We start from the raw sequence: 12,572 nt of genomic DNA, 5'->3' as shown, positions 1-12,572 counted from the left end.
CGCTTTCCTGTTATTTTTTTACTTAATGCTAATGGTAATTTCTTTTTTGATGTCTCTCGAAGAATTTCCTACTTTCAAAATATATTTCCCTGGTTCAACGGTCCATTTTTTTGCCGTTACATCATAATACGCCAGTTCTTTCACCGGAATTTTGATGGTTACAGTATTGGAACTTCCTGCTTTCACGGCTGTTTTTTGGAAACCTTTTAATTCCTGTGCGGCACGTGTAATTTTTGAATCGGTTTTTGAAGTGTACAATTGCACAACTTCTTTACCATCTACTTTTCCGGTATTTTTTACCTCAACCGAAACGGTAATGGTTTCGTTCAACGCATATTCCGATTTATCTGCTTTTGCATTATCGAAAGCAAAAGTGGTGTAGGACAACCCGAATCCGAAAGGGTATAAAGGCGCAATATTTTTAGTATCAAACCAACGGTAGCCTACTAAAATTCCTTCTGCATAGTTAACTGTTTTTCCTCCCGGAAAACTGTTTGTGGCATGTGCAGGAGAATCCATGATTTTTTTAGGCATTGTCCATGGTAATTTTCCGGATGGGTTTACTTTTCCAAGCAATACATCTGCCAACGCATTTCCACCTTCAGAACCGTTAAACCAGCTCCACACTAACGCGGATGTTTTTTTGCTCACAGCATCAATATCGAAAGGCGCTCCGGCTACCATAACCACAATAGTCCTTGGATTTACGGCCAATACTTTCTGAATTAATTCTTCCTGTCCGAATGGCAGGTTTAAATTCCTGCGGTCAGAAGCTTCGGTTTCGTAATCACGATTGGAACCTGCAAAAATGATGGCAACATCCGATTTTTTAGCGGCTTCAATGGCTTCCTGTAATTTAGCCGGATCTAACTGGTCTATGGTAACCGGTCCGTTGGAAGTGATGTTTCCTAAATTTCCTTTGTTTTTTTCATCGTAACGCTCCAAATAACCTTCTGCATAATTGATTTTAATAGAGGAAGGCAATCTGTTTTTCAGACCTTCTAACGGAGTAACTTCTCTTTTGGTTTTTACACCGGCTCCGAATCCGCCCAGGGCATTTTTCTTCGTGGCGTTGTTTCCGATTACTGCGATCGATTTTACACCTTCGAGTTTTAACGGAAGTGCATTGTTTTCATTTTTAAGCAGTACGATATCTTCTGCTGCTATTTTGTAGGCATCCTGGTAATGTGCTTCTGTTGCAATACTTCCTTTAGCACGTTCTCCGCCGCCCATTGCTTTTACCTGAAACAACATTCTGAGAATACGTTTTACGTGCAGGTTGATTTCAGCTTCTGAAACTTCTCCGGACTTCACGGCGTCAATTAATTTGTCTGCCAGGAAAAATTCATTGAAAGGTTTTGGCGTTCCCATTTCAATGTCCAGACCATTTTTCAATGATTTTGCTGTTGAATGCACCGCAGCCCAGTCTGAAACTACAATTCCCTTGAATCCCCATTCGTCACGAAGGATTTTATTCAGCATATAATCATTTTCACATAAATATTCGCCTCTGAATTTGTTGTAAGCGCCCATAATACTATAGGATTTTGCTTCTTTCACTGCCGCTTCAAAAGCCGGTAAATAAATTTCACGAAGCGTACGCTCGTCAATTTGCACATCGACAAAATCACGGTTTGTTTCCTGATTGTTTGCTGCGAAATGTTTCACGCAGGCCATTACATCTTTTTCCTGTAAACCAACAATTAACGGCACTGCTATTTTTTTGTTCAAAAACGGATCTTCGGACATGTATTCGTAGGTTCTTCCTCCAAGTGGCGTTCTTACCATATTGATGGCTGGCGAAAGCAGCATGTCTTTATCCCTGGCGCGTAATTCTTCTCCTAAACTGCTTCCGAAAGTATGGGCCATTTCTGTATTCCAGGTAGCGGCCAAACCTCCTCCGGCAGGATAATAGGTTGCAAAATCATTCGTTAGACCAGCGGGTGCCCAATTGTCACGTGAAATTTCTTCACGAACGCCCAACGGTCCGTCGGCCATTTTTAATTCCGGAATACCCAAACGTTTTACGCCACCGGTACTAAACATACTGTTACCGTGCAGCATTCCGATTTTTTCTTCAATGGTCATTTGACCAATCAGTTTATCTATTTCGGCGTCATGTGTGGTGTCTATTTCTTTTCCCTGATATTCTTCTGTCTGAGCGGAATCAGAACCTGAACCCTGAACGTCGTTTTTACAGGATGCAAATGCGATAAAAGCCAAAGCTGCCGACAGAAATAGTATTTTATTTTTCATGCTTACTAAATTTATTATGGTTTTGTATGTTCGTTATTTCGGAGGTTATTGTTTTACGAGATTCAACAGGAAAACATCATTTTCATTTATTTTGAAATCTTTACTGTAAGTTCCTTTTGAATCTATTACTACTTTTTCTGATGCCACCAAAGCACCACTGTTTTTCTCTTTAATCTGATGTACCTGCTCTGCTGTGAGTTGTTTTGGTCTTCCCATCGCGAGATAGTCTGCGAAAGCATCATTTACTTTATAGCCTACTTTATAAATTTCCAGAATATATTTCCCTTTCTGCAGTCCGTCGATTTCAACTTTTACCTTTCCTTTTTCTCCGGATGGTAAATCCTGAATGTAATAGGTTTGATTCAGCACTTTGTCTCCGGGATGCGTATTGGTGAAATCCCAGAATAAAAGCTGAACATCTCCTTTTGAATTTTTACAAACCCATGATGAAGTATCTTTATTTTGGAGTTCTGTTTCGCCTAACTTATTCAGAAAAGAATAGGAGAAATAAGCCGGTTTTTTAATTCCCTGAAGATTCAGCAATCCGAAACCGCCATGAAAAGGCGTATACCTCGGGCCTGCTTCTTCGAAAATATCGGTAAAAACCCAATACGATATCGAGTTTGCGGCATTTCCCACCTGTTTTAATTTCTGCAGAATATACGCTGCCGAGTGATAACTATCGTGAATGGGGTCGGCCGGTGTATAGGAGGAACTCCATTCTGTATAATGCAATTCAAGATTTGGCTTAGCCGAATTCGCAATCTGCTGACGTGAATTCAGAACATCACCACTTATACTGCTCTCGTCTTTATTCAGGATGGTTCCCGAAGTTCCGAATTCATCTAAATACCCGCTTTTTACGCCGTAGGTATGCGTCGAAATAAAATCGATCGGCACCTTATTTTTAGCACAAAATTCAATTGTTTCCGGAACCCATGCCGCTCCTGCTGTTGCAGGGCCTCCGACTTTGTACGCTGTATTTACGCTTTTTATACCACGGGCTGCATATTCATATAATTTAAAATAGTCTTCCTGTGTTCCTGTCCAAAATCCGGGTGAAAGATTCGGTTCATTCCAGACTTCAAAATACCAGGTTTTTACTTCTTCAGCTCCGTAACGCCGGGTGAAATGCGCGGTTAAGTTTTGTATAAAGTCTTCCCATTTTTTATAATCTTTGGGAGGTGTAACATTTCCTTTCCACCAAAAAATGGTCTGATTTCCACTGGCAAGTGCTGAAGGCATGAATCCTAATTCTACAAAAGGTTTCATTTTGATACTCACAATAAAGTCGAAAAGAGCATCTATATACTGGTAATTGTATTGTGGGTTTCCTTTTTCATCTTCATAATAAACAGCCATATCATCTGATAATAAACCATGCATTCTGATGTATTTAAAATCACAGTCTTTTTTCAGCATTGCCAGTTGTTGCTGCCAGTCTGCGCGCAGGCCTTCATTGGCTCTTCCGGCTCCGACACATTGTTTAAACATGGTATTGAATGCTCCCGCCGATTTAGTATAATCGACTTTTATAATCCGGTCTTCAGCAGCTTTCTGAGCAGCGGAATTCTGTCCGGACAATTGACCATTGATCAGGGTTATTAAAATAAAGAGCAGTATTACATTTCTTTTCATAGTATTTATTCTGCAGTGATTACAGTTGTAGAAGGTTTCAATCCGTTTGCTTTGGCGGTTAGTTCGAGTCTTCCGGTTTCATTACCGGACTGAATTACGACCAGGCACTTTCCATTCAGTGCTGTATGTTTTGTTCCTTTATACGATTCATGACTGACCGGATCTCCGCTGCAGACACCCACAATTTTTCCGTTTCCTTTTAGGGAAAAATTGATTTCGTTGTTTGCATTTGGTGCCAAAACTCCTTTTTCGTCCAAAATATCGACGGTTACAAATGATAAATCATTTCCGTCGGCATTGATGGTACTTCGGTCTGCCGTTAATTTTAAGCCGGCCGGATTTCCTGCTGTTTTAACTTCCGTTTCTAAAACAATTTTTCCGTTTTTACGCGAAACTGCTTTTAGTGTTCCGGGCTGAAAAGGAATTCGCCACATCACGTGCAAATCATCTCCTTTTTTACTTCTGATTCCGACTGATTTTCCGTTTAGGAAAAGTTCAACCTCATCGGCTTTATTGTAGTATGCCCAGACATCCACATTTTGTCCCGCTTTCCAGTTCCAGTGTGGCAGGATATGCAGCACGGTTTTGTTTGTCCATTCGCTTTGGTACATGTAATACACATCTTTTGGGAAGCCGGCTAAATCAACTACTCCAAAATAAGAGCTGATCGATGGCCATTCGTACGGTGTTGGTTCTCCGATATAATCGAAACCTGTCCAGATGTACATGCCCGAAAGGAAATCGTATTTTTTGATGACTTTCCAGGTGGCTTCGTGGGTCGAGCCCCATGGTGCCTGTACCTGATCGTAAGCTGAAACGGTATTGCCCGGATTTCCTCCCCTAAATTTAAGATCCCATCGTACCGGCCATTTTTTTAGGGTGTCTGAAACTGCATCATAATATCCGCGGGTTTCCAGAGCGGAAGTTGTTTCGGTCGCTATAAATGGTGTGTTTGGGAAATTTTTCTGATGATATTCGTAGGTCTGATGCGCATAATTGTAGCCAATAAGGTCTAAAACACCCGAGGCGGCAATGGCATTGTATTGCACTTCTGCTTTTTCGAATTGTAGATTTACACCTTCAATATTCATGTTGACCGGTGGATTCATGGCTGCGGTAAGCGGTCTGGTTTTATCGTACTCACGGGTAATGGCGGCCAGTTCTTTGGCAATTGTCACCCCGTTTTCGTTCCATTGTTCGGGGATTTCATTTCCGATACTCCAGATAAATATACTTGGGTGGTTCCGGTCACGTAATAACTGATCGATTAAATCTTTTTTGTGCCATTTGTCCCAGTCATTCCCATAGTCGTATTTGGTTTTGGTTTGTTTCCACATATCGAAAGCTTCATCCATGACAATGAAACCCATTTTATCGCAAAGATCCAGCAGTTCCGGAGCAGGCGGATTGTGCGTCGTCCTGATTCCGTTTACGCCCATTTCTTTCATGATTTCCAATTGACGTTCGATAGCTCTTGTGTTAATGGCTGAACCTAAAGGCCCTAAATCATGGTGTAAACAAACGCCTTTTATTTTAACCTGTTTTCCATTCAGGATAAAGCCTTTATCTAAATCAAATTTAAAATCCCGGATTCCGAAACTGGTTTTATAGGCATCAATAACGGTATCGTCAAGCGAAATTTCCGTCACTGCCGTATACAGTTCCGGTTTTTCGACAGACCATAAAATTGGTGTTTCAACCTGTACTTCCTGTTTAATGGTTTGATTGGCATTTTTACCAATTGTTATATTTTGGGTAACCGATGTTACTTGGGTGTCTTCTTTAAAAATAGTAGTGGTTACGGTTGCTTTTTTCGATCCTGAATATTGATTCTGAATGGTCGTTTCAACTTGTACCGAAGCTTTTTCGGCCGTAACTTTTGGGGTGGTAATATAAGTTCCCCACTGCCCTACGTGAAGTTTGTCGGTAGTTTCGATCCAGACATTTCTGAAAATTCCGGAACCTGAATACCAACGTGAGTTGGGTTGTTTTGAATTGTCAACCTTTACAATTATTTCATTGTTTTGATCTCCATATTTTAGGTAAGGAGAAATTTCATATTGAAAACCAATATACCCGTTGGGGCGTTTTCCTAAATAATGTCCGTTGATCCAGACTTCGCTGTTTTTATAAACCCCGTCAAAAGTGACTGAGGTTACTTTGCTGCTGTCTTCAGCGGCAACTTTGAATATTTTTTTATACCAGCCTAAACCACCGTTTAGTGCTCCGCCTCCGTATCCGGCAGGACTTTTTTCATCAAATTTCCCTTCGATACTCCAATCGTGCGGGACATTTAAAGTCCGCCACTTTGTTGCAGTTCCGATGGTATCTTTATCTAGAATACTATCATTCAAATGAAAGCTCCAATCTGAATTGAAAGAAACTTTTCGGTCCTTAAACTTTTGATCCCCGGATGTATGGCATGCCGTCAATACAAGAAAACATCCAAAAAGTAATCCTAATTTTTTATATAAAGTGAGCTGAAGCATAGTATTGTAAATTTTAAAATAACCTGAAAGCGATGAAACTTTCAGGTTATTGTTAAACTAAAAACTGTAATATTTTAAGGGATAATATAATGGAAAACAAACCATTCATCCTTAGTCGCATCGTAAGATGTTCCTAACCAGATGCCTTTAGTCAGAAAACCGGTATTATAGGCTTTCACTACCTTAATAACATTTGTAGTTGGATTCATCCAGCTGGTTGTATTTTGAAGCAATGTATTTGTTCCAAGATTAATTTCGTTGGTTGCGGCATTTATGGTAAATAAACCTGTAGTAACTACTCCGTTTTGGCTGCGGGTATAGTTCAGTTTACCTTCCCACTGATCAAAACGTATCCATGAATTACCGGCAATTGCTGCCCAGTCATCATTCCATCCCCAGTTATAAGAATCATTAGGTCCTTTGGTCCATCCGATACCTTTTCCTACCCAGTCCACCGGATTACCTGCTGCATCTAACTTCCATACTCTTCCTGCACCGGCTCCTCCTGTTAACATGGTCAGCAATTCTCCAGGGGCAAAAGTTGGATTGTAACCTTCATCAAGAACAGGGTCCGTAACTACAGGAACATAGTTGTCTGCATATTCTTTAGAAACGAAATTCCAGATATACCACCATGGCCCTTCACTGTTGGTTCTTTTGATAGCAATTCGCAACTGATTATCCGTAAGTGTTAATACTTTAATATCAGTGTTCCAGTTACTCGCATTTGCAATGTAATTGTCAGGTCTTAAAATAGTAGCCCCTGTTGTAGTTAATGTATGAGCATTAATATCAAGGAAATAAGATCCGTTTTCGATACTTGTTCCGTTTGCTTCATGAACGGTCATAAAAGGTCCTCCGTCCAGGCTGAATGTCATGTATCTTCCCCAGTGCATATCAGCATCTGTACTTGAATTGGCATTTCCTGCAGGTTCCCAGTTTGGAGAAAATTTACCCCATTCTACTACCGTGCCTGGATCTGCAAAAGACATCGCACCCGGAGCTAAACCATACTTCCCATTATCAAGGATCCATGATTTCTTGTGACCAACTCCACCTGATAATGCGGTCCAAAGAGGATCATTAACATAATTTAAGTTATCTGTACTAACTGTAATGGTTACCGGATCTAACTCAACGATACCGCCATCAGTTACAGCTGAAATTTTAATGGTATAGTTCCCTTTAAAAGCATATTGCACTTTTTGTAGTGCTTTATTAGATTTTCCGGTAACATAATCCCAGTTTAATACCACTCCGGGAGTTGTATTTTTTAATAGTACTGTATTTCCTCCCGGATCTGTAACTAAATCCTGAGTAATTTCAAAATGTATATCCGATTTAGCCATCGGCTCTTCCAGAGAATAGGTGTCCGGAGAACAAGAGGATATCAGCAATGCTGCTAATATCACAAATGATGTCATTAATAATTTAATATTTTTCATTTCTTTTCCTTTTAAGTTAAAATTACCACCCCGCATTTTGCTTCAAAACTCCACCAGATAATGTAATCTGAGTATTTGGAATTTGTATCAGTCCTTTTGTTTCCTGAATTTTACCTGCAGAGATTGTTTTTGTGGCAGGTACTCCTCCATTTAGCAAAGTTGTTGTTTCTGCAATTGCAGAAGAAGCTTTTCCAACACCCTGACGTAATAAATCATAGTATCTTATCCCTTCCAGAGCAAATTCCAGGCGTCTTTCATTCAAAATATTTTCAGGATTTACCGGTAATGCTACAAAATTCTCTTTGTACGCTCTTTCTCTTACTTCATCAAAGTAAAGCTGAGCACTTCCGCTTCCCAATTCTGCAGCCATCAATAAAACGTCTGAATATCTTAGCACTACATAATCCTGAAATTGGCTGATGTCCCAAAACTGGCTTCCCATAGCAATCGGAAGATCTACTCCCTCTTTATTCACCATTGGAGAATATTTTTTGTTGTAGTAACCGGTGTATTCTCTCTGGCTGTTCTTTTTATCAAATTTGATTTTTTCTTCGTCAACTCCGATGATACTTGCTGTACGTCTTGTATCTGTTACGCTGTAAGCATTCCATAATTTTGAATTTACGGTAACACCCCAACCACGGCCATACGGATAAGAGGAGAATTCTCTCATTCCAAACATTACCATCCATTGGTTACTGTCTGTATTTCCGTTATAATCACTTGTATAGGTGTATTTAATAGAAAAAACAAATTCTTTATTGGCTTCGCCTGCATACTTTTCTACTGAAGCTGCCGGCCATAAAGTAGAAAAATCAGCTACTAAACCATGACCACTTGAAGCGATAACATCTTCTAAATGTGCTAAGGCCTGAGTTTTGGTTACTACCCCGGCTAAATCCGTTTTTCCGTAATATCCTGTATAATATAAATAAACACGTCCCAGTAAAGATTTTGCTGCCCATTTTGTAATGCGTCCGTTTGGTTTCGCATTATAGGCTTCTGTAGGTAAATTGTTTGAGGCAAATACTAAATCTTCTGCAATTACTTTATAAATTTCTTCAGGAGTTGCCTGTGGTACGTTCTCAGAAGAAGGTGCTGTCAACAAAGGCACACTACCCCACAAACGGGCCATTTCAAAATAAAGATACGCTCTGATAAATTTAGTTTCAGATTCGTAGGTATTTCTTAATGCCGTATCTCCGTCCCATTGAATCTGATCCATTTTGGACAGTAACATATTACAACGATAGATTCCTTTATAATAGGCAATCCAATTAGTGTTCAATAAATCAACATCTCCAGGAGATCGTGTAATATCAAACTCATCTATGGCTGCGTAATTGTAACCATCTGAATTTCCTGTCCCTCCAAAACAATCATCAGACATTACTTCACTTAATACCGGAACTCCCATTCCTGCACCACCTGTTGCCACCTGCATTCCGTCATAACAACCTACTAATGCTACATAAGCATCTTCTTTGGTTTTATAAAAACTTGTATCTATTGGTGTCATCGGCTCTGTTTCTAAACTACAAGAACCCAGAGATAATAAACTCAAACAGAAAATATATAAATATGTATTTTTCATCTTTTTTTATTATTAAAGTTTAACATTTAATCCCATCATGAATGTTCTTGGTCGTGGATAATAACCAACATCTACACCTGATGAAAATTTTTGGTCATCGTTGGAAGAACCAAATCCAATTTCAGGATCCATACCGTTATACTTTGTAAAAGTGTACAGATTTAATACTGAAAAGTAAAGTCTGAACTGGCTTGCAAAAAACGGTTTAGATTGTTTCATTTTTGCCAAATCAAATCCTACTGTCACCGTACTGATTCTTAAGAAATCCCCATCCTGAACATATAAATCTGAAAACTGTGTAAAGTTCCTGTTGTCTTCTGTTACTCTTGGTGTTGTGTTCGAAGAACCTTCTCCATGCCAACGATCTAATATGGCAGAAGTATAATTTCCGTAAGCACCGGATTGGTTTCTGTAGGATTGTACAATTTGGTTTCCTGCTACACCATTCGCCAAAACCGAAAAGTCAAATGCTTTGTAGCTACCTGATAAAGAGAACCCATAAGTAAAGTCCGGATTAGGGTTTCCGATACTGGTTTTATCAGTAGCGTCAATTTTATCATCTCCGTTTGTGTTGACATAAATAAGATCCCCTGGAGCTGCAGTAGGCTGTAATACTACACCGTTTGACGATTTATAATTGTCAATTTGTGCCTGGTTTTGAAAAACACCTCCGGTTTTATATCCCCAGAAATAGCCTAACGGGTATCCGTTTTGTGCTCTGTAGAATTCACTTGAATTGTCATAAAGTTCATTAGGCAATCCATGAATGATTCCGTCTGCTGTAGGTATTGCACCCACTGTATTTTTGTTATAAGCGCCATTTGCACTCACACTATATTTAAAATCTCCAATATTATTCTGGTAATTCAAACTTACCTCAACCCCTTTATTAACAACATTTCCTCCGTTAATAAATGGTGCATCAGCACCTGCAGTTGCTAAAATTGGCGCTAATATTAACCAGTCTTTGTTGGTTTTCTTATAAAAATCAACTGTGAAATTTAAGGCATTGTCTAAAAATCTGGCATCAAGACCAAGGTCAATCTGCTCGGAAGTTTCCCATTTTAAGTCCAGATTAGATAATCTGTTTGGGTAGGCTCCCGGAGTAAGAGCGCCTTCTTCTCCAAAATTGTAATTAGTATCGTCTACTTTTATGGGTGACAGGTATTGAAAAGCTCTTGCATTCTGATTTCCAACTTGCCCCCAGGACGCTCTCAATTTAAGAAAATTGATCACTTTTGAATCTTTTAAAAATGCTTCGTTGGAAGCAATCCATCCTCCGGAAACAGATGGGAAATAGCCCCATTCATTCTGCTTGGCAAAAATGGAAGATCCGTCAACTCTAAAAGTGGCATTTAACAAATAAGTTTCTTTAAAACTGTAATTTAATCTTCCGAAATAAGACATTCTTTTAGTCTGTTGCTTGATACCATTTAAGGCTATTTTAGCACCGTCTTTATTGGTTGTATTGTCTAACCAGGCATGTTCCAGATCACTAAAAAACGAATCTGCATTGGAAGCCTGTATTGTAGTTCCGTCAAAATTAATAGATGATGTTCCTACCATGGTCTCAAAACGGTGCGTTTCGGCAACATTAAACTTATACGTCAGTAAATTATCCCAGGTAAGTGTTTTGCCTTTATTCATGTTTTGAGTTACTTTATCAGCAACACTGTTGGCATAAATTGACAATTGATATTTAGGAAGGTAAGAATGTCCTTCACCTGCATAATAATCAAGACCTAAAGTAGTTCTGAATGTCAGGTTTTTGATTGGTTCTATTTGCAAGTACACATTTCCAAGCAATTTTTGGTTATTGCTTTCATTCTGATTGTTATACACCATTAATGCGTAAGGATTTGCCTGACCTGCCAGCCACGGCTCACTGTTTTTGGTACTATCGTAATAATTACCATTGGCATCGTACATCGGTAATAATGGTGATACCTGAAAAGCACTTCTTAAAGAATTGCTGTACTGATTTCCAACTCCGATTCCGTTTTTATTAATGTAAGCAAAACTTAAGTTCTGACCGAAAGTCACTACATCTTTGTATAATTTATGTTCTGAATTGAATCTGAAATTATAACGCTCATAGTTCGATAAATCTTTACCTCCTACAACTCCTTCCTGTCCTAAATAAGACAAAGAGGACGAATATACAGAAGTATCCGAGCCACCGGAGGCACCAAATGAGAAGTTTTTGGTAGCTGCATTATCAACCAGCATTTTATCCATCCACTTTGTTCCGGAACCCATTCCGGCAATTTGGGCATTGGTAAAATAAGGAGTATTACCAGAGTTTACTCTCGCCTCATTTAGTATCGTCGCATATTCTGTAGCATCTAACAAATCTACTTTTCTCGATACTGATTGTACACCATAATACTGATCAAAAGTCATTTGTCCTGCCGAACCTCTTTTTCCCTTTTTAGTGGTTACCAAAACCACTCCATTGGAAGCCTGAGAACCATAAATAGCAGCAGATGCCGCATCTTTTAATACAGAAATAGATTCTATATCTGAATTGCTTAAATAAGAAATATCAGTAGTAAGTATTCCGTCTACAACATATAGCGGACTGCTTCCTGCTGTTGAACCCACACCTCTGATCACCACATTTAATCCTTCTCCCGGTTGCCCTGAAGTAGAAGTAATCTGGATTCCTGCTGCCTGACCCTGAAGTGCCTGAAGTGCATTTGTTGTATTGGTTCTGGCAAGATTTTCTCCACTAACCTGAGTAACAGCATTGGTTACCAGTGTTTTTTTCTGTGAACCATACCCAATAACAACCACTTCCTTAAGATCTGCCGCTTCGGTCTGTAAGGTAACAGCAATTGTTTTCTGAGTTCCAACAGTTACGCGTTGCGTTTTAAATCCCATAAAACTGATCACAAGTACGTTGCCTGTTTTTACTTCCAGTTTGAAATTTCCGTCAAAATCTGTTGAGGTTGCTGTTTTCGTTCCTTCAATTCCAACGGTAGCACCGGGAACGCCCATACCGTCTTCTGCTGATTTTACATTTCCGGTTACGACCTGGGCCTGCTCCTGTGCAAAACCAGATTGTAGCGTAAAGACGCTAAGCAGCAGCGCCATACAAAACGGAAGCATTGTTGTTTTTATACAATATTTGCTTTTCATAATAATTAA

At 39.4% G+C, this 12,572-nt stretch carries 6 protein-coding genes; all 6 read right to left on the bottom strand.

Annotation, left to right across the window (positions count from 1 at the left end; translation table 11 throughout):
• Positions 1 to 18: 18 nt before the first annotated feature.
• The 6 genes from D0817_RS13975 to D0817_RS13950 all read right to left on the bottom strand — a co-directional run bounded on the left by D0817_RS13975 (position 19) and on the right by D0817_RS13950 (position 12,563).
• On the bottom strand, positions 19 to 2,256 hold the full coding sequence (locus D0817_RS13975) for a glycoside hydrolase family 3 C-terminal domain-containing protein (protein ID WP_127338998.1): 2,238 nt from the start codon (positions 2,254 to 2,256) through the stop codon (positions 19 to 21).
• 45 nt (positions 2,257 to 2,301) lie between these two features.
• Positions 2,302 to 3,894, bottom strand: coding sequence for a GH39 family glycosyl hydrolase (locus tag D0817_RS13970; RefSeq protein ID WP_127338997.1), 1,593 nt, complete (start codon positions 3,892 to 3,894; stop codon positions 2,302 to 2,304).
• Between the two features lie 5 nt (positions 3,895 to 3,899).
• Positions 3,900 to 6,383 (bottom strand): glycoside hydrolase family 2 TIM barrel-domain containing protein, encoded by a 2,484-nt coding sequence (locus D0817_RS13965; RefSeq protein WP_127338996.1) that lies wholly within the window; start codon positions 6,381 to 6,383, stop codon positions 3,900 to 3,902.
• A gap of 74 nt (positions 6,384 to 6,457) precedes the next feature.
• Positions 6,458 to 7,828: a hypothetical protein gene (locus D0817_RS13960; protein ID WP_238160879.1), complete on the bottom strand. Its 1,371-nt coding sequence runs from the start codon at positions 7,826 to 7,828 to the stop codon at positions 6,458 to 6,460.
• Between the two features lie 22 nt (positions 7,829 to 7,850).
• Positions 7,851 to 9,422, bottom strand: coding sequence for a RagB/SusD family nutrient uptake outer membrane protein (locus D0817_RS13955; RefSeq protein ID WP_127338995.1), 1,572 nt, complete (start codon positions 9,420 to 9,422; stop codon positions 7,851 to 7,853).
• Positions 9,423 to 9,434: 12 nt separating this feature from the next.
• The gene (locus tag D0817_RS13950) at positions 9,435 to 12,563 is read right to left on the bottom strand and encodes a SusC/RagA family TonB-linked outer membrane protein (RefSeq protein WP_127338994.1); all 3,129 of its coding nucleotides are present in this window, start codon (positions 12,561 to 12,563) and stop codon (positions 9,435 to 9,437) included.
• Positions 12,564 to 12,572: the final 9 nt, after the last annotated feature.

The sequence above is a fragment of the Flavobacterium cupreum genome (assembly GCF_003996965.1).
GTDB classification, from domain to species: domain Bacteria; phylum Bacteroidota; class Bacteroidia; order Flavobacteriales; family Flavobacteriaceae; genus Flavobacterium; species Flavobacterium cupreum.
This window is presented reverse-complemented; position numbering and strand designations above follow the sequence as displayed.

Coding starts and splice junctions, on each gene's coding strand:
- D0817_RS13960 (WP_238160879.1), bottom strand. CDS start 7,828: ATGAAAAATATTAAATTATTAATGACATCATTTGTGATATTAGCAGCA.
- D0817_RS13950 (WP_127338994.1), bottom strand. CDS start 12,563: ATGAAAAGCAAATATTGTATAAAAACAACAATGCTTCCGTTTTGTATG.
- D0817_RS13975 (WP_127338998.1), bottom strand. CDS start 2,256: ATGAAAAATAAAATACTATTTCTGTCGGCAGCTTTGGCTTTTATCGCA.
- D0817_RS13970 (WP_127338997.1), bottom strand. CDS start 3,894: ATGAAAAGAAATGTAATACTGCTCTTTATTTTAATAACCCTGATCAAT.
- D0817_RS13955 (WP_127338995.1), bottom strand. CDS start 9,422: ATGAAAAATACATATTTATATATTTTCTGTTTGAGTTTATTATCTCTG.
- D0817_RS13965 (WP_127338996.1), bottom strand. CDS start 6,383: ATGCTTCAGCTCACTTTATATAAAAAATTAGGATTACTTTTTGGATGT.